The organism is Embleya sp. AB8, assembly GCF_049739465.1.
In the GTDB taxonomy this organism is placed as follows: Bacteria; Actinomycetota; Actinomycetes; order Streptomycetales; family Streptomycetaceae; genus Embleya.
In genome coordinates this window covers 293,077-310,652 of sequence record NZ_JBMHHY010000008.1, presented here as the reverse complement: position 1 = coordinate 310,652, position 17,576 = coordinate 293,077, and the positions used below count along the sequence as shown (strand labels likewise).

The following is a 17,576-nucleotide window of genomic DNA, read 5'->3' as shown; positions in this document are numbered from 1 at the left end:
CACGACGAACCGGGTGACCTGTCTACCGTGGGCATACCCGGATGGCCGCCGTGCGACGGACAGCGGTCGGCGACGCGGAAGGGGTGTTCAAGGCGCCCGCTTCCACGGCCTGGCGACCGGGCTGGATCTGCCGGACGTGCTGCGCCTGCTCGGATCGCTCGTTGCCTCGCTCCGACACGCCGACCGAGGTGTGGTCCCGACCGAACCGACGGATCTCGACACCGGCAGACTGAGCCGCATGTTCTACGACCTCAGCCCGGCCGAGCTGCACGATCCGATCACCGGAAGCAGGGCGGCTCTGGACCTCGGCCGGTGACCGGCACGCCACCCGTGGTCGGGGCGGCCCGGCGCCGGCTGGTGCTGACCGTGGTGCTGCTGTGCTTTCTGCCCGCCGCCATGGACGTCACCATCCTCACCATCACCGTCCCGACTCTCGCCCACGAACTACCGGCGTCCCCGACCGAATTGTTGTGGGCGGTGGACGTGTACTCGCTCCTGATGGTCGCACTGGTGCTGGTCAGCGGGCCGCTGGGCGACCGGATCGGACACAAACGACTGCTGCTGACCGGACTGGTGGTCTTCGGCGCGGCCTCGGCGCTGTGCGCGGTGGCACCGGGACCGCGGGCCCTGATCGGTGCCCGGGCGCTGCTGGCGGTCGGCGCGTCGATGATCATCCCGGCCACGTTGGCGCTGATTCGGCAGACCTTCGGCGACGGCCGGAACCACGCGGTGGCGATCGGGGCATGGAGCGCGGTCGCCGCCGGCGCGTCGGCGCTGGGACCGGTGGTGGGCGGCTTCCTGCTCCAGCACTTCTGGTGGGGCTCGATCTTCCTGGTCAACCTGCCGATCGTGGCACTGGCCGTACCCGCGGTGGCGCTGTTGCTCCGCAACGAGGTCGAGTCCGAGCGGCAACCCTGGGAAGTCACCTCGCCCCTCCTCTCGATGGTGGGGTTCCTCGGCTGCGCCTACGCCATCATCGCCTTCACCCATGACGGCGTCGGGGTCGCCGAGGTGGCGGTCCCGGCCGTGCTGGGTCCGACCGCACTGGTCCTGTTCGTACGACGACAGCGGCGGCTGGCGCACCCGATGCTGGACCTGTCCCTGTTCCGGTTGCCCGGACTGCGCGCCGGGGTGGTGGCCTCGGTGCTGCCGGTGCTGGTGATGGTCGGCTTCGAGCTCCAACTGGTGCAGTACCTGCAGATCGCCGAGGGACGGTCGGCGAAGGCCGCCGCGCTGTACCTGATCCCGATGCCGCTGGCCGCGACGGTGGCGGGGCCGGCCGGCGGACTGGTCCTCTCCAGAATCCACCGGCCGCGGGCGGGCGTGCCCGCCGGCCTGCTGCTCGCGGCGACCGGGTACGCACTGGTCGCGTCCGGCGCGGTGGTCCCGCTCGGCTTGGCCCTGATCGGGTTCGGCCACGGCCTGGTCCAGATGGTCGCCTCGAACCTGATCATGGCCACCGCGCCCGCCGCCCAGGCGGGCGCGGCAGCGGGCATCGAGTCCGTCTCCTACGAGGCCGGCGCCGGCCTGGGCATCGCCGTCTTCGGCACGATCACCACGGTGACCTACCACCTCCTCCGCCCCCCGGGCACCTCGGCGTCCCCGCTGGAAGCGGGCGCCTCCCCGGAAACCACCCGGGCTTTGACCGATGCCTTCCACACCACCACGTGGCTGGCCGCCGCCCTCACCCTGGCCACGATCTTCCTGGTCACCCCGACGAGGACAGCGAAGGGGCCCGGGACGCCCGACGCGTCCAAAAACGCCTCGGCTTCCTCGGTCCGTCGAGTGCGAGAAAAGGCACTACGCCGAGCAGGAGACAGCCGAGCCGGCGGTGGATCCTGAGTCGAGGAGGGTTCACCGAGTACCACCTGACAACCCGGCGGCGAGGTCTCGATGGATGGGCGGAAAGTCGCAGTTCCCCGACAGCCGCAAAGTCCGCTGTATTTCCGGGCGACGCCCGGACCGTACCCGGGGCCAACGCGCGTACCGCCCCCCAGGACCGGATGCCGCCGGCAAATTCGACCCGAAGACCGACGTCACGTACCGCAGTCGGTCGTTGCATTCGCCAACGGCGTCTTCGCCCCCGGACCGCAGTCGGGGCAAGCCTCGATCCCGGCGCTCGGACCCGGCCTCATCCCGCCCGTCGTCGGGCACCGGCGATCACGCGGCCGGTCACGGGATGATGACTCGACGTCACCGCGAGGGAGGGGTCATCGATACGGGTACGCACGAGAAGCCCACGCCGCCCCCGCAACGACGAAGCCCGGTGCCCGTGCCGGGGGTTCGTCACGCGTCGTGCGGCACGGTCCCGGCCCCTCGGTGGTGGCGTCCTCCCCCATCGCTCCGGCCTCGACGCGGGACCGGAACACCGGGGAGTTCGCCGGACCGTCCGCGCGGCTTCCCTGCCTGGTGGCTCTTCTCGCGGCCGGTGCTGACGAATCCGCAACGCGCGCCGCCCCCGGTCGACTTCACGTCCGGGTCCGCGCGTCCGACGGTGCGGGGACCGGCGGCCGGCCGTGGCATGGACTACCGTGCGTGAGTGTGTCATACCTCGGTGAAGTCGACGGTGCCTGCGAGTCGGACGGCGACGCCGCCGCCGGGGTTCGGGCGAAACAGGGGTCGCCGGTGCGTCAGGCCGTCGTTCTGGCCGGTGGTCTGGGGCGGCGGATGCTCCCGCTCTCGCGGTTCCGGCCGAAGGCGATGGTCGAGGTGGACGGCACGCCGATCCTGCGCCATCAGATCGACTGGTTCGCCGGATGCGGTGTCCGGCACGTCGTCGTCTCGGCAGGGCATCTGGCGCAGGTGATCGTCGACTACCTCGGCTCCGCACGGGTGCCGCTGCGCGTGCAGGTGGTGGTGGAGGAACGGCCGCTGGGGCGAGGCGGGGCACTCAAACGGGCCGCCGGGGAGTTGCCGTACCCGAACGAGCCCTGGCTGGCGGCATACGGGGACATCTGGACCGGTTTCGCTCTGGCCGACATGGCCGCGTACCACCGGCGGCACGGCGCGCCGGCGACGGTGGCCCTGGCCGGGCCGGGACTCCCCGGCCAGGGCATGGAGTGCGACGAACGCGGGCTGGTGACGGCGTTGGTCCCGGACCCCGCGCCGCGATGCCGGGTGAACGCGGGCGTCTACCTGTTCGCCCCGCAGGTGGTCGGCCTGCTCCCGGACACCGGCGACCACGTACCCGGCACACTCGCTCGTCTGGCCGGCGCCGGGCAGCTCATGGGATACCCGGTCGAGGGCATGTGGCGAGCCGTCAACACCCCGCACGACCTGGCCGGACTCGAAGGTGAACTCGCCGCCGCCCGACGGTCGGCGGGCACGTCGTGATGAGGCGCTTGTCCGAGCGGCTTTTCGCGGCGGGAGTGATGTCGCACTCCGGGCACGCCGACCTCAGCGCCCGCCTCGATGGCGATCGCCTCCTGTCGACCCCGGGATTCGTCCGCGGGCTTCGGCCCGAACAGGTGATGATCGTCGGTTTCGACGGACGGGTTCTCGGGGGCCGACCGCAGCCGGCCGGCGCCGAGATCGTCGCCGTGCGCAGCGTCGTCCACCGCGCCCGCCCGCAGGTGGGCGCGGTCCTGGACACCCACTCGCCCGCCGCGACGGCCTTCGCCGCGGCCCACCGGCCACTGCCGTGCCCCGCACCGAGCCGATGTTGCGCTTCGGACCGGCCGAGGAAGTACCGGCGGTGCCGTGGGGACCACGCGGATCGCACGTCTCGGTACGCGGCACCGCCCAGGCCCCGGAAGAGCACCCGACGACGTCCGCGATGCTGCCGGCCAACCACGGCCTGCCGGTGTTCGGCCCGGACCCGGCGGACGCCGCCGACCTGCCGACGGCGCTCGAGGAGAGCGCCGAGGCCGAGATCGCCGCAGCCGCTCAGGCGCCCGGCACGGGAGCGAGGGGTGGCTCGATGGCGACACCGGAGGCGAACGAGGTGCGGGACGAGTCCTCATCCCCGACGGACGAGAAAGCGGTCGAAATCGACACGGCGACGGCGCGGGGGCCGTCCAGCCGGTCGTGGCCACGGACCCCGTCGGCCGGCGCCCGATTCACCGGCTTGCGCGACGTTTCCGACGACCGCGCGCTCGTGCCGATCGCGCACGAAGCCGTCGACACCTCGATCGCCGATCGCGTCGTCGTGGCGGGGCACCGATCGTCCGCGCCCGGCGCGGGAAAGCAGATCCTCGGATCCCGGCCGCCGACGGCGTGGGGGTGGGACATGCGCGGGACTGTGGCCCCGGGCGCCCGGGGCGGCGGGCGGCCTAGCGTGGCGCGCAAGCGGCCCGGCACGCACCGGAATCGAAACGCTCGCGGGCACTCGCGGGCCTCGTGATCCGAAGCCGTCCCGGATCAGCCGTCCCGGATCAGCCATCCCGGATCCTCGTCGGAAGGCGACGGCCCGTTCCCCTCCGCGGCGCGCGTCGGATTCCGGACACGCCGAACCGCTGCCGCCGACCGAGATCGGCCAACGCCGCGCGGCGGGCGCCGAGTATCCCGTTTCGCGAGAAGAGAGACGCAGATGACCCCCTCGAGCAAGCCGGCTCCCGACTCGGTGACCGACGCCGGCGCCCTCGGCGAGGCCACGTACGCGCTGCGCCAGGCCATGATCGGCCGGGCCGGGCCCGCGGCGACCGGATGGGTCGGCCCGCTGCGGCCGGCGCGGGCGGCACCGACCGAGCGCCTGAAGGTGCTGATCCTCGGCGCCGGCGTCGCCGGTCTGACCGCCGCCTACGAACTGGGCTCCCTCGGCCACGAGGTCACCGTCCTGGAGGCGCAGCACCGGGTCGGGGGTCGAAGTCGTACCGTCCGCGCGGGCGACCGACTCCATGAGATCGACTCCGTCACCGGGCGGCCCGTACTCACCTACACCTGCGGCTTCGAGGACGGCATGTACCTCAACATGGGTCCCGGGCGCATCCCCTACCATCACCGCCGGGTGCTCCGATATTGCCGGGACTTCGGCGTCGCGCTCGAGCCGTACGTCATGGAGAGCACGGCGAACCTGGTTCGCCCGCCGGGTGGGGACACCGCCTGGAGCAATCGTCGGGTGGCCAACGACACGCGCGGACACCTCGCGGCGAGGCTCGCCGAGACCCTGGTCGAGCGGGACCCGCTCACCGATGAACTGCGGGATCTGCTGCGGGTGTTCGGGGCGCTCGACGACGACGGGGCGTACCCAGGCTCCACTCGCTCCGGCTACCTCCACGACCCCGATGTGGAGGAATTCCCGCTACCCGCACCGGCCTTGCCCTTCGCGGACCTGGTGAACTCCGGCTTTTGGAAGTACCGCTTCTATCAACCGGTCGACTACGAGTGGCAGGCGACGATGTTCCAGCCGGTCGGCGGCATGGACCACATCGTCAAGGCACTGGCTCACGAGGCCGAGGGTGTCGGCGCCACGATCGTGCTCGGCGCCGAGGTCACCGACCTCACGATCCACCCCGGCGGCTCCCGCGTCGGCGTCACCTACCTCAAGGACGGCGAATCGTTCGAGGTCGACGCCCGGCACTGTGTGAGCAGCATCCCCGTCCCGGTGCTCGGGCACGTCTCCCGCAGCGGCTTCTCCGGCGCGTTCGAACGCGCCGTCGACGTCGTGGAGTTCGAGAAGACCTGCAAGGTCGGCTGGCAGGCGAACCGGCGCTTTTGGGAAGGGGATCTCGAAGGCGGAAGAGACTCCGGCGAGGGCATCTACGGGGGCATCAGCCGGATCGGCCACAACATCACGCAGTTGTGGTATCCGTCCAACGACTACTTCACCGACAAGGGCACACTCACCGGCGCCTACAACTACGGGCAGGACGCCGAGGAACTCGGGGACCTGGATCCGCAGAAGCGCCTCGACCTCGCGCGCGAGGGCGCCACCCGGCTGCACCCCGAGTTCGCCGACACCACCCTCGTGCCCCAGGACAAGGGCATTTCCATCGCCTGGCACAAAGTGCCCTATCAGTTGGGGGGTTGGGCGGACTGGCAGCCGGATCGGGAGGATCACCGGCAGGCCTACAAGCAACTGCTCCAGCCCGAGGGCGGTGACGCGTTCTACGTCGCCGGCGACCAGATCTCTCCGCTGCCCGGTTGGCAGGAGGGCGCGATGATGTCGGCCCATTACGTCGTCCAACAGATCCTCGGGATCATGCCCCTCACGGTTTCGGAGGAGGTCGTCGTCCCCGATTCCGTCGCGCTGACCCAAGGGTTGCGCTGACGCGATGTCCCCCCGGAGCCGGAGGGCGATGCAGGGCGTTTCGAGCTCGACGAGCCACAAGCCGACAAGCCGCACGCCGCACGCCGCACGCCGCACGCCAACAAGCCACGAGCCGCTCGACAACGAATCAGGAGAACCCGTGATGAACATTCACGAACCCCAAACCCCGCCGTCCTGGACGGTGGCCCGCTACCTGCTCCACCGGCTGCGCCAACTGGGGATCACCCACCTGTTCGGGGTCCCGGGCGACCATCTGGGTCCGTTCCTGGACGTGCTGGAGGCCGAGGGAGACGTGGAGTGGGTCGGCACGCCCACCGAGGGCGGCGCCGGCCAAGCCGCCGACGCCTACGCCCGGGTCCATGGGATCGGGGCGGCGGCGGTCACCTACAGCGTCGGCTCGTTCGGCCTGCTGAACGCTGTCGGTGGTTGTGATGTCGAGTACGTGCCACTGATCGCGATCAACGCCTCGCCGACCTACGAGCAGTGGCAGAACTATCGCGCCGTCGGCCTGCTCGCCACGCACATGGGCCGCCGCCCCGACAGCAACGTGGACGTCTTCCGGCAGGTCACCGTCGACGCGCAGGCGATCTCCAATCCGGGCCTGGCCCCCGGCCAGATCGACAACGCGCTGACCGCCTGCCTGTCCGAACGCCGCCCCGTCTACCTGGAGATCCTGGAAGACCTCTGGGACGCACCCTGCGCGGAACCCCTCGGCACGATCGAACGCCGCGAACGCCCCCCGACCCCGGCCGGCGAAGCCATGCTGAAGGACGCCGTGGACACGATCCTCGCATTCGTCGAGAACAACCGGGTCGGCAACCGCCCGCGCCCGATCCTGTGGGCGGGAGAGGAGATCGACCGCTTCCGACTGGGGGATTCGTTGATCTCGTTGTTGACGGAGACCGGGATCCCGTACTGCACCACCATCGGGGCCAAGGCCGTCGTCTCGGAGAACCTTCCCCAGTTCGTCGGCGTGTACAACGGCCGTGCGACCGATCCCGCCGTCCGCCGGATCTTCAAGGAATGGGCCGACTGCCGTATCGGCCTGGGCAGTTGGACCACCTCGAACAACCTCTCCGGGGAACACACCATCGGCACCGACTGGTCGGTGGCGGCACACGGCGGCATCAGCGTCGGCACCACATACTTCCCCGACGTACAACTGGCCCCCCTCATTCCGGCCCTGCGCGACGCACTGGTGGCCGAGTACGGGCGCGGCGGCCTCGAGGCGGACTACTACGCCGACGCCAAGGCGGCGGGACTCGACGTGCCGGAGAGCACCGCCGCCTTCCGCGCGGCGGTCGCCACCGAGGAATCGCCGCCCGGCGACCTGACGTACGACAGCCTCTTCACCCGGGTCAACGGCTTCCTGACGACCCGACCGGACCAGTCCTGGACGGTCCTGGTGGACACCGGCTTCGCCCAGACCGCGTCGCTCAACCTGCGTCTGCCCGCGGGCTGTTACCTGTCCCAGGACAGCTGGTCGTCGATCGGCTGGACGGTCGGCGCGGCCGTCGGCGCCGTCCTGGGCCGCGGCGAGGAGCAGCCGACCCGCCCCATGGTGTTCGCCGGGGACGGCGCCTTCCAGGAGACCTGCCAGGAGATCTCCACCCACACCCGCCTGGGACTGCGGTCGGTGGTCTTCGTCCTCGACAACGAGAACTTCTACGGCATCGAACAGATGCTGATCGACCCCTGCTACTACAAGAAGCCCTACCCGCCCGGCACGGCCGCCCGGTACAACGTCCTGCACCCGTGGAACTACGACCGCCTGGCAGAGGTGTTCCGCACCGACAAGACACCCGTCACCGGCATCACCATCTCCGACGGCGCCGCACTCGACACACTCTTCGCCAGACTCGCCGATCCCACCGACCCGATCAACGCGGGACCACTCCTGGTACGACTGCGCCTCGCCCGCCACGACTTCCCACGCGCGCTCGCCTACGAACTCGCCGACTGCCCCTGACCGGCGCCCTCGGCGACAACCGAACTGCGACACGCCCCGGGTCGGGCCAACCTGGGCTTCTACCTCCACACCCCGGCACGCGAGCAGGTCCGCAAGGCGGTGAACACCTGGATCCGCACCGGCACCGAGTACAGCGCGGTAGCCGACTTCGCCGCGGCGATGCAGGATCCGGCGGGCGCTACGGGTGCGAGGTTGGCCGTGGCGGGGCCGGGGATCCGGTCCCGGTGCGCCCGGTCATGCTTCGATCTTGGCGTCGCGTCGATACACGTAGCCGGCGAACGCAATCGCGCCGACCACCCACAGGGTGATCACCAGCAGGTCGCGGCCGTCGCCGGACAGCCCCGAGACGCGGTTCATCACGTAGTGCCGCGCGGCGTAGCTGGGCAGCGCGCTGCCGATGTCGGCCATGGTGCCGCTGCCGAGCGGGAACCAGAGTCCGCCGAGGATGGCCATCGCGATGTAGGTGATCATCGAGACCAGTTGCACGCTGTCCTGCGGGACGGCGTAGCCGATCGCGATGCCCAGCGCGGTGAAGGCGAAGGAGACGAACCAGATGATCAGCGTCGCCGCCAACCAGACCAGTGCCCGGAGGTGGACGCCCATCCCCGCGCCGACCGCGAAGACCACCACGATGGCCGGCAGGGTGAGCAGCGCGGCGGAGGTGGTCTTCGCGATCACGTAGCCGTTGCCGGACAGGGTGGTCAGCCTCAGCTGCTTGATCCAGCCGTCGGTGCGTTCCTGGGCGATCTTCTGCGCGTTGTTCATCAGTGCGGCTCCGAGCGCGCCGAACAGGGCCATCGCGACCATGTAGTAGTTCCGTACCGGGACCCCGGAGATCTCGCCCTTCGCACTGCCGCCGATCACCACGAAGAGCAGGGTCGGGTAGAGGATCGAGAAGAACATCACCCGGCGGTTGCGGAAGACCCGCACGATCTCCAGCCGGGTCAGTGCCGGTACGCCGTTCATCGCTCGTCCTCCGCTGCCGGCGGCCGGCCGGCGTCGTCCGCACGGTCGTCGCCCTCGTCTCGGCCGTTGTCGTCCTGGTTGGTGATGGCGATGAATGCCTGCTCCAGGCCCAGCGCGGTCACCTCGATCTCGGTCGGACGGTGTCCGGCGTCCAGCACGGCGTACAGGGTCGCGTCCGAGTCGGAGGTCTGGATCCGGACCAGCCCGCCCGTGACGTCCAGGGACCGGACTCCCGGCAGCGCCGGCAGTTGCTGCTCGGCGATGCCCGGCAGCCGGAAGGTCACCCGGCGAAAGCCCGCGCGTGCCTTGATCTCGGCCGCAGTGCCCTCCGCGAGCAGCCGGCCCTTGTTGATCACCACCACCCGGTCGGCGGCCTGGTCGGCCTCCTCCAGGTAGTGGGTGGCGAAGAGGATCGTCTTGCCCCGGCGGGCCTCGGCCGTCATCGCGTGCCAGAAGCTCTGCCGGCTCTCCACGTCCATGCCGGTGGTCGGCTCGTCCAGGACCAGCAGGTCGTTCTCGCCCGCGATCGCGCCGGCGAAGCGCACCCGCTGGGTCTGACCGCCCGAGAGTTTGTCCACCTTGCGGTCGGCGATGTCGGCGATGTTCGCGCGGCTGAGCAGTTCGTCGATCTCCAGCGGCCTGGGATGCAGGCGGGTGATCAGCGTCAGGAACTCGCGGACGGTCACCTCCCGCATCATTCCGCCGGACTGCAACATCACCCCGATCCGGCCCGCCCGGACCGCCTGGCGGGGCGTGCCGCCGAGCACCCGTACGGTCCCGCCGGTGGGCTTGCGCAGACCCAGAAGCAGGTCGATCGAGGTCGACTTGCCGGCGCCGTTGGGTCCGAGCAGTGCGATCGTCCGGCCCTGCGGCAGACACAGGCTGAGGTCGTTCACCGCCTTTACCGCGCCGTAGTGCATGGAGACGCCGCGGAAGTCCACTGCGGGGATGTCCGACGGGTGTCGCTGGTCTTCGGGCACGATGTTCCTTCCTCGATCGGCCGCCTCGGCGACGCGTGGTCGGGGACAGCCATGGGGGACCGGCACACGATGCTCACGCGGCGTCCTCCCGCCTTCGATGATTCCGGTGGCGACAGGCACCACCTCCCGCCACCGGCGGCGGGCGGGCCGCTCGTGTTCCAGCGTGGGCGAGACCGTGTCCCGCACACGTGAGGTCGCGGTCCCTTGCCTGTCCCGAGCCGGCCGGAGGAAATCCCCGCAGGCGCGCGACGGGCCGAGCCGTATACGTCGCGCACGTCCCTCGCGTGTCCCGGGACCGGCCGGCGTCCCCGCCGCGGGAGGACGGGGAACGTGCGACCCACACCTCGCCGCCGCCGGAGACGACGGTCGGGCGGGTCAGCGACGGATGGTGAAGCCACCGCCGGTGGTGCCGATGAACGGTACGGTGCCCCGGCAGTCGGAGAGACCGGTGTGCCGAACATGCCCCACACCCAGCCGAGTCGGTCCCTGTGTGGTCCGTCGTCCTCCACCGAGATCGCGACCTTCCGCCCGATCAGCGGCAGGCCCGGGAACCACGGCGCCTCGCCCCCGGTGACCACACCCGTCGCGATCGCCTCCCGACCACCCGCGGCCAGGCAGGTGACATCCCCCTCGAAGTCGGCGACGGGGCGGCCGTCAACGTGGACGTGGGTGACGCGAAAGTGCCCGCCGGTCGTTTTCGGGTCGCCGTCCACATCCGTCCGGGCATCCATTTCGACGTGGACCGCGTCACCCTCGAAACCGCGGAAGGCGGAGGTCGGAATCGTCTCGCCGGCGCCGTGCAACCGCAGCGGCCCGGAACCGTCGGCGGCCGGGTCGGCGCCCGCCCGGGCGGAGTTCGCCGCGGCGATGTGCGCGACGGTGACCGACGCGCCGCCCGGGGCACCGCCGGAGGGGACCGAACACGTCGGCGCCGCCGCGGAGACGGCACACACGAGGATGAACGTGCGGCCACAACGAGTTTCGACACGGGACGTACGACGCATGCAGACCTCCTGGATCAGGGCGCTCTCCCCCAATCCCGCCTATGCACCCCTCCCGGGCCCGCCACACGCGATCACCCGGAACTCGCGCCCGTACGGGTCCACCCACACCGCCGAGGGTCACCGAGAACCGTCGGGACACCGATCAGTGGGCAGAACCGACGCCCGACGCGTCGGAGCCCGGTTGGCCAACGACTACGGCATCACCGCTAGGCACATCGCCAGGGCAAGCATCGCGCGCACCGCGACCGGCGGCGCGGTCGAGGCGAACTCGGCGCGCCCCCTGACGTTCTCGGGCGCCGCCCGGGCCGTCGTCCCCGCCGACGGCGAACCGGCCGGTGACGCGCTCGCGTTCGGGGACTGCGTCTCCGACGGCGACGGCTCCACCGTCGACGCCGACCGCCGCTACCCCGACCGCCTCGCCGACCACCTCACTGCCCTGCGCCGACCGGCACCGGTACTCGACGCGGGCGAACCACCGTCATGAGCCGAACCCCCGTCCCATGACGGGGATTCCGCCACCCGGGTCCACGCACGCGCACGGCTCCGATCATGACCGGAAGCAACCGGATCGCCGTCGATATCCCGCCTGCGGTCAGGCGTCCGGCTGCCCGGCCGGGCCCGGGGCGGCGTTGACGGCGGCCTGCTCGTCGAGACGGCGGCGGGCGACGTCCCAAGCGCCCGCGGTCTCCAGTTCTCCGGGGGCCGGCGTGAGCCGCGTGGGTGGCGCGGGCGGGCGGACGTCGATCATGCGGCGCTCCGGGCCGCTCCGCCGCAGCACGAGGTATCCGAAGAAGGCGGCCGGACCGAAGAAGAGCTGCGCGGGCACGATCTCGGGAAGATGTCCGGTGAGGGCCTCAACCGTGATCGGCGTCAGTGTCGGTGCCAGCGCGCCGAACACGGCGACCAGGCACAGGGCCAGGGTCAGCCCCTGACGTCCGTACGACTTGTAGGCCACGGTGGTGAAGAGGGCGTAGACCAGGAGATCGCCGATGCCCACGACGGCGCCGAACTCGCCGATGCGCAGCCCGGCCGACGGTGCGAAGGCGTAGCCCTGTACCGCGCCGAACAGCTTCTGGGTGAGCGGTACGACGGTGGCGAAGAAGAGGTCGTACACGGCGAGCGCCAGCGCGAAGCGGGAGACGTGCCGCAGCTTCAACCCACCCTGCGTGTTGAGGTTGGCTGCGCCGACCGCCATCAGCAGGATGACCACACTGTTGATCAGCCAGTACGGCAGGGCGTGGGTGGGATCGTCCTCGGCGCTGCGCGCGGTGATCCAGTCGGCGGCCATCAGGCAGATGATCAGGGACCAGCGCACCAACCCCCGCCGCACGACCGCCCCGTAACCGACACTGAGCCCACCGGCCATGGTCAGCCCCAGTACGGGCGGCAACAGCCAGCCCGGAAGGGCGAGATAGAAGAAGGGCAGGGCGATCACGAAGCCCATCATGACGACCATGTCTTTGCCGTTGAAGACGCCGACAGCGGGACGGGGCAGCGTGACCTTCCGGAAGTAGCCGACCGAGGCGAGTGAGACGCCCAGTGCGATCGCGAGTGTCACGAGCACGAAGAACGCGTCCTGTGCGGCGGTCATGCGGCACCCCCGATGGACCCGATGGAGGAGAAGCTGTGCTCGAGCAGATCGCAGCGGAGGCGACGCAGCTGGGTTCCTTCCACCGGTACGACGTCGACTGTGGCATCCATGCCCGCATCGGCGAAGTAACGCGCGATGCCGGTCGTCTCCGGTACCGAGGAGGCGGCCACCGTGACGTGCAGTCGACCGTCCACCACGTCGGCGCGGTAGCGCATCGGCCAGCGCGCGCCGGGCAGCGCATCGAGGACCTCGACGATGTCGCGCGAGGTCACCGGGCCGTCGTGGGTGCGCAGCACATGGTCCGCCTTGCCGAGGATGTGCGAGGTCGCCGCTACGTTGTGCATCTCGCAATCGAGGGGTGCGTCGGGGAGTTGCCGCACCAGGTCGCGAGTGTCGTAGCGGAAGACCGGCATGCACTCCCGGTAGGGATAGAACGGGGTGGCCACGATCGTGCCGAGTTCTCCGGGCGCGGCCTTCCTTCCGGTGTCGAGATCGCACACCTCCACCAGTCCGACGCCCGCGTCGATGTGGAGATGCCGCTGCCGGCAGATCGCGCCCGCGATCGGTGAAATCTCGGTCATGCCGTAGAGGTCCTCGACGGCGGCGCCGAAGGTGGCCTCGGCGGCGGCCGCGAGTGTGGGGGAGAGTACTTCGCTGCCCACGGTGATGCTGCGCAGCCGGAAGTCCGCGGGCCCGAGCCCGCGTTCGCGGGCCAGGCGGACCAGCTGACCCAGGTAGCTGGGGTAGGTGACCATCAGCGTCGGCGCCGATTCGTCGGTTCCCGCCGTGACGTCCAGCGTCTCAGCGGGGGGTATCAGGCCCACCATCCGGATCGTCGTTCCGGCCATGCGCGCGACCTGCATCTCCGTGTACGCCGTGCCGGTCGCTCGGGAGCTGACGTTGAACTGGATCAGGTCGGTGGTGCGGATGTTGCCGCGCAGTACCTGGGAGAGGGCGACGAGCGCGGGCCACAGGCGCTCCTCGTAGCGGGAGTACCAGACCTCCGTGGGCCGGCCCGTCGTTCCGGTGGTGCGGGATGCGAGGAAGGGCTCGCTGCACAGGAAGTCTCGGGACTGCTTGGCCAGGTCGGTCTTGGTGGTGACGGGCACCGTGTCGATGTTCTCGAGGCTCAGGGTGGCCGGGTCGACGCCCGCCGCGGCGAAGTGGTCCGCGTAGAAGGGCGATTTCGCGGCGAGGCGTTTCGCGGTACGGCGCAGGGCCCGGTTCGTGAGGTCGGTGCGCATCTGTGTCTCACCGGCGTCGGCGCCGGCGCCGCGCAGCAACTGTTCGACGTCCTCACCGGGCGAGCCGAACTCGGCGAGCGTCGCGAGGGCGTCCTCGACGAGCCGCTCGGCGGAACGCACGTTGATCGGACGGCCGCGCACCATGGCCAGCGCCATCCGGAACTGTCTTACCCCCGCGTCGAACATGTTCCCTTTCCGCCCTCACCGCGCCCCCGTCCCCGGCCCCGTGATGGGGTGGGCGACCGTGGCCGCCCACCCCACCCGTGCTCGGATTAGCTGATGCAGAAGGCGAAGAGCACCGCGGTCATCGAACCCATGACGTACTTGGTGTGCTTGAGAGTGGAAACCATCGCAGACATTCGAATACCCCGTGTCTCAGTTCTTAACTGGAGCCCCACTGGTCAGCGGGGCCACAACGATGTTCATGTGCGTTCCATCTTCTGTCAAGATCAATCTGGCGAACTGGCCTTCAGCTACTGGCACATGCGATTGGCGTATATCTTCCGCGCGTATATCTTCCGTGCATATATTCTCCGCGAGTTGGCGGAATGCACGCGTCACCGTCCCGGCGGCCGGTCCGGAGCGCGAGCGCAATGCGTGGTGCCCCCGGCGGAATTCGAACGCACGACACCCACGCCGGTCACGGAGTACGCGAAGTTCGAGTACGCCGGTGCCCCGGCCGACGTGCGCCGGGGCACCGGTCGCCGCCGCGGTGGCAGACTTCGTTCACGACCACCGCGAGCGACCCTCCGGGGATGCCCGGCTGCCCGGCGCCGAACGCTACGGACACCTGGAGGCATCGTCATGGACGACCACACCGGCGGCCATACGCCCGGCGCGGGCGACGGAACCTTGATCGGCCGGGAGGCGGACCTGGCCCGGCTCGACGCCTTCCTGGCCGAAGTCGGGTACAATGGTGGGTCGTTGGCGCTGCTCGGGGAGCCGGGCGTCGGGAAGACGGCATTGCTCACGGCGTTCGCCCGGCGGGCCGGGGCCGCCGGGGTGCGCGTACTGCACACCATCGGCGTGCAATACCGGGCGCGGACCGGATACGGCGCGCTGCGCCGGCTGCTGACCTCCGTTCCCGACGTGCGGGCCGGGATCGCCGGCATGCCCGTGCTCGCCGCGGCGCTTGACCTCGAACGGGCCGCCGCTCCCGGGCCGGAGGCGGTCGCCGAAGCCCTGGTGTCGCTGCTCGCGGATCTCTCCCGCGACCGCCCCATCGTGCTCGTGCTGGACGACGCGCAGTGGCTGGACCCGGCCAGTGCCGTGGTGCTCACCCAGGCGGCGCGCCGGCTGGTGGGGGTCGGGGCCGGCCTGGTCTGTGCGGTCCGGATCGGCGACGACGGCTTCTTCGACCACAGCGGCCTCCCGCTCCACGAGTTGGGCCCGCTCACCGAGGCCGCGGCCGAGGAACTGCTCTCCCGCCGCTTCCCGTCGCTCGTCCCGAGAGTGCGCCGACGCCTGATGGCCGATGCCGAGGGCAACCCGCTCGCACTGCTCGAACTCCCGGCCGTCCTCACCGATTCCCAGCGCAGCGCCGGCCAGGCCCTGCCCGGACGCATCCCGCTCAGCCGGCGGCTTCAGTCGACCTTCGCCGCCCGGATCACCGTGTTGCCGGCGGCCACCCGGCATCTGCTGCTCGTGGCGGCATTGGAGGGCAGCGGCAATCTGCTGGTGGTGCGCCGGGCGGTGGCCGGGCGGTGCGATCTCAAGCACCTCGCCCCCGCGGAGCGGGCTCGCCTCGTCCACGTCGACGACATGACCGGACGCCTCGGATTCCGGCACTCGCTCATTCGCTCCGCCGTGGTGGACCTGTCCACCAGCGACCAGCGGCGCAGTGTGCACCGGGCGCTCGCCGAAGCCTGGGCCGGGGTGCCCGAGCAGCGGGTCTGGCACCTGGCGCAGGCCGCGGAGGAGCCCGACGAGCAGATCGCCGCGCTGCTCGAGGAGACCGCGGAGGTCAGCGCCCGCCGCGGCGACGGACCGGGCTCGGTGGCGGCGCTGGTACGCGCCGCCGATCTGAGCCCGGCGGCGGGCGAGCAGGCTCGGCGGCTGGCCAAGGCCGCGTACGTCGGTGCGAACATCACCGGCGACCTGCGCGATGTACCCCGTCTCCTCGAGCACGCACGCCAAGTCGACCCGGATACCGACTCATTGGCCGCCACGGTGGCCGCCACGATGTATCTGCTCAACAGCCATGGTGATGTCGACACCGCGCACCGCCTCCTGGCCGGCGCCATCGCGCTGCAACCCGAGCCCTACGACCCGGCCGACCCCACTTTGCTCGAGGCCCTGTCGACGTTGCTCATCGTCTGCGTCTACGGCGCCAGACCACGGCTGTGGGCGGAGTGCGACACGGCACTGGCCAAGTGCACCTCGGTCCCGGACACACTGCGGCTGTTGCGGGCCACCTTCGCCGACCCGGCCCGCGCCCGCCCGGGCGACTGGGCCCGGCTCGACGCCGCCGTCGCGGCCCTGGCCGAGGCCGCCGACCCGGTCCGCATCGTACGCATCGGCACCGCGGGTGCCTACGCCGACCGCCTCGGCGCCATGGACGAACCGCTGTTGCGCACCGCGCGGGGCGGCCTCGGCGGCGCGAACAACTTCCCGGCCATCCAGGCCTCGTTCCTGTGGGGCAGCCACGCCTGGCTCACCGGCCGGTGGACCGAACTTCGCGATGTGGTCGGCAACGGGCTGGCACTCTGCGCGGAGTTCCACTACCCGCTGCGGTCCTGGACCGGAGAGTTCGTCCTCGCGTGTGTGTCCGCGGCCTGCGGCGACTTCGCCACCGCCCGCGCCCTCGCCGACCGGATGGACCAGTGGGGCGGCTCCCGCCGCGCGCACGCCATCACCTGCTATGCCGCACACGCCAAGACGATGCTCGCGCTCTCCCAGGGCGACTTCGAGACGGCCTACCACCACGCGTGCCGGATTTCGCCCGCCGGAACTCTCGCCCCGTTCGTCGGACACGCGCTGTGGGCGATCCTGGACACCGTCGAGGCTGCGGTACGAACCGGCAGGTACGACAAGGCGCGCGAGCACGTCGCGGCGGCCCGAAAGGCGGGACTCGACGCGGTCTCGCCGCGCCTGCACATCGTGCTGCGCGCGTCCGCCGCCCTGGCGTCGCAAAACGACGCGAAGGCCCTGCGGTGGTTCGGCGAGGCGCTGGCCGACGAGGATGCCGAAAGGTGGCCCTTCGAGCACGCCCGCATCCGGCTGTACTACGGCGAACGGCTGCGTGCCGGCGGCGCGCTCGCCCCGGCCCGCGCGCACCTGGCCGCCGCCGCACAGAGCTTCGAACGGCTCGGCGCGACGCCCTGGGCCGCACGCGCCGAGGCCGAACTGCACGCCTGCGATCGCGATCACCTCGCGGGTCCGCGGGTCGGCACACTCACCGCTCAGGAACACCGGATCGTGGGCCTGGCCGCGACCGGGCTGACCAACAAGCAGATCGGCGAGCGGCTGTTCCTGTCCCCGCGTACCGTCTCCTCCCATCTCTACCGGGCCTTCCCCAAGCTGGGCGTGACCTCCCGGGCCGGCCTGCGCGACGCGCTCGCGGGCGCCCGCAGTGCCGACGCGGCCCCTTGATTTACGTCAAATGACGCAAGCAG

Annotated in this window: 12 protein-coding genes and 1 pseudogene; 9 read left to right on the top strand and 4 right to left on the bottom strand. The window is 71.0% G+C overall.

Translation table 11 applies throughout. The features are described from left to right. Positions 1-13 precede the first annotated feature (13 nt). From ABIA38_RS14225 to ABIA38_RS14195, 7 genes and pseudogenes are all read left to right on the top strand, one after another. Positions 14-316: a hypothetical protein gene (locus ABIA38_RS14225; RefSeq protein WP_424638952.1), complete on the top strand. Its 303-nt coding sequence runs from the start codon at positions 14-16 to the stop codon at positions 314-316. Then, positions 313-1,842 carry an MFS transporter gene (locus ABIA38_RS14220; protein WP_424638951.1) on the top strand — a complete coding sequence of 510 codons (1,530 nt, stop codon included), beginning with the start codon at positions 313-315 and terminating at the stop codon, positions 1,840-1,842. Before ABIA38_RS14225 ends, ABIA38_RS14220 begins: the two co-directional genes overlap by 4 nt. A gap of 693 nt (positions 1,843-2,535) precedes the next feature. Beyond that, positions 2,536-3,333 (top strand): nucleotidyltransferase family protein, encoded by a 798-nt coding sequence (locus tag ABIA38_RS14215; RefSeq protein ID WP_424638950.1) that lies wholly within the window; start codon positions 2,536-2,538, stop codon positions 3,331-3,333. Next, positions 3,333-3,587: pseudogene (locus ABIA38_RS14210) on the top strand (class II aldolase/adducin family protein); the annotation flags it as partial. The gene ABIA38_RS14215 and the pseudogene ABIA38_RS14210, both read left to right, overlap by 1 nt. Before the next feature lie 71 nt (positions 3,588-3,658). Next, entirely contained in the window at positions 3,659-4,342 is a 684-nt protein-coding gene (locus ABIA38_RS14205; protein ID WP_424638985.1) for a class II aldolase/adducin family protein, read from the top strand. Between the two features lie 186 nt (positions 4,343-4,528). Beyond that, the gene (locus ABIA38_RS14200; protein ID WP_424638949.1) at positions 4,529-6,208 is read left to right on the top strand and encodes a flavin monoamine oxidase family protein; all 1,680 of its coding nucleotides are present in this window, start codon (positions 4,529-4,531) and stop codon (positions 6,206-6,208) included. A 142-nt stretch (positions 6,209-6,350) separates the two neighbouring features. Next, entirely contained in the window at positions 6,351-8,177 is a 1,827-nt protein-coding gene (locus ABIA38_RS14195) for a thiamine pyrophosphate-binding protein (RefSeq protein ID WP_424638948.1), read from the top strand. 234 nt (positions 8,178-8,411) lie between these two features. On the opposite strand, the gene ABIA38_RS14190 is transcribed toward ABIA38_RS14195, so the two are convergent. Both ABIA38_RS14190 and ABIA38_RS14185 read right to left on the bottom strand, forming a co-directional pair. Beyond that, positions 8,412-9,143: an ABC transporter permease gene (locus ABIA38_RS14190; RefSeq protein WP_424638947.1), complete on the bottom strand. Its 732-nt coding sequence runs from the start codon at positions 9,141-9,143 to the stop codon at positions 8,412-8,414. Continuing rightward, positions 9,140-10,063, bottom strand: coding sequence for an ATP-binding cassette domain-containing protein (locus tag ABIA38_RS14185; protein ID WP_424638984.1), 924 nt, complete (start codon positions 10,061-10,063; stop codon positions 9,140-9,142). Before ABIA38_RS14185 ends, ABIA38_RS14190 begins: the two co-directional genes overlap by 4 nt. Before the next feature lie 1,209 nt (positions 10,064-11,272). On the opposite strand from ABIA38_RS14185, the gene ABIA38_RS14180 reads away from it, so the two are divergent. Further along, positions 11,273-11,611, top strand: a complete 339-nt coding sequence (locus ABIA38_RS14180) for a hypothetical protein (RefSeq protein WP_424638946.1) — start codon at positions 11,273-11,275, stop codon at positions 11,609-11,611. A gap of 108 nt (positions 11,612-11,719) precedes the next feature. On the opposite strand, the gene ABIA38_RS14175 is transcribed toward ABIA38_RS14180, so the two are convergent. Further along, complete coding sequence (locus tag ABIA38_RS14175) at positions 11,720-12,718, bottom strand: hypothetical protein (protein WP_424638945.1); 999 nt, start codon at positions 12,716-12,718, stop codon at positions 11,720-11,722. Further along, complete coding sequence (locus ABIA38_RS14170) at positions 12,715-14,148, bottom strand: phenylacetate--CoA ligase family protein (protein ID WP_424638944.1); 1,434 nt, start codon at positions 14,146-14,148, stop codon at positions 12,715-12,717. The genes ABIA38_RS14175 and ABIA38_RS14170 overlap by 4 nt, the downstream gene beginning before the upstream one ends. 618 nt (positions 14,149-14,766) lie before the next feature. Here ABIA38_RS14170 and ABIA38_RS14165 point away from each other — a divergent pair. Further along, positions 14,767-17,553, top strand: coding sequence for an ATP-binding protein (locus tag ABIA38_RS14165; RefSeq protein WP_424638943.1), 2,787 nt, complete (start codon positions 14,767-14,769; stop codon positions 17,551-17,553). The last annotated feature ends 23 nt before the right edge of the window (positions 17,554-17,576 follow it).

Bases quoted from the DNA above. Each gene is read 5' to 3' on its own strand.
- ABIA38_RS14205 (WP_424638985.1), top strand. From the start codon at position 3,659: ATGTTGCGCTTCGGACCGGCCGAGGAAGTACCGGCGGTGCCGTGGGGA.
- ABIA38_RS14200 (WP_424638949.1), top strand. From the start codon at position 4,529: ATGACCCCCTCGAGCAAGCCGGCTCCCGACTCGGTGACCGACGCCGGC.
- ABIA38_RS14195 (WP_424638948.1), top strand. From the start codon at position 6,351: ATGAACATTCACGAACCCCAAACCCCGCCGTCCTGGACGGTGGCCCGC.
- ABIA38_RS14190 (WP_424638947.1), bottom strand. From the start codon at position 9,143: ATGAACGGCGTACCGGCACTGACCCGGCTGGAGATCGTGCGGGTCTTC.
- ABIA38_RS14185 (WP_424638984.1), bottom strand. From the start codon at position 10,063: ATGCACTACGGCGCGGTAAAGGCGGTGAACGACCTCAGCCTGTGTCTG.
- ABIA38_RS14175 (WP_424638945.1), bottom strand. From the start codon at position 12,718: ATGACCGCCGCACAGGACGCGTTCTTCGTGCTCGTGACACTCGCGATC.
- ABIA38_RS14170 (WP_424638944.1), bottom strand. From the start codon at position 14,148: ATGTTCGACGCGGGGGTAAGACAGTTCCGGATGGCGCTGGCCATGGTG.
- ABIA38_RS14165 (WP_424638943.1), top strand. From the start codon at position 14,767: ATGGACGACCACACCGGCGGCCATACGCCCGGCGCGGGCGACGGAACC.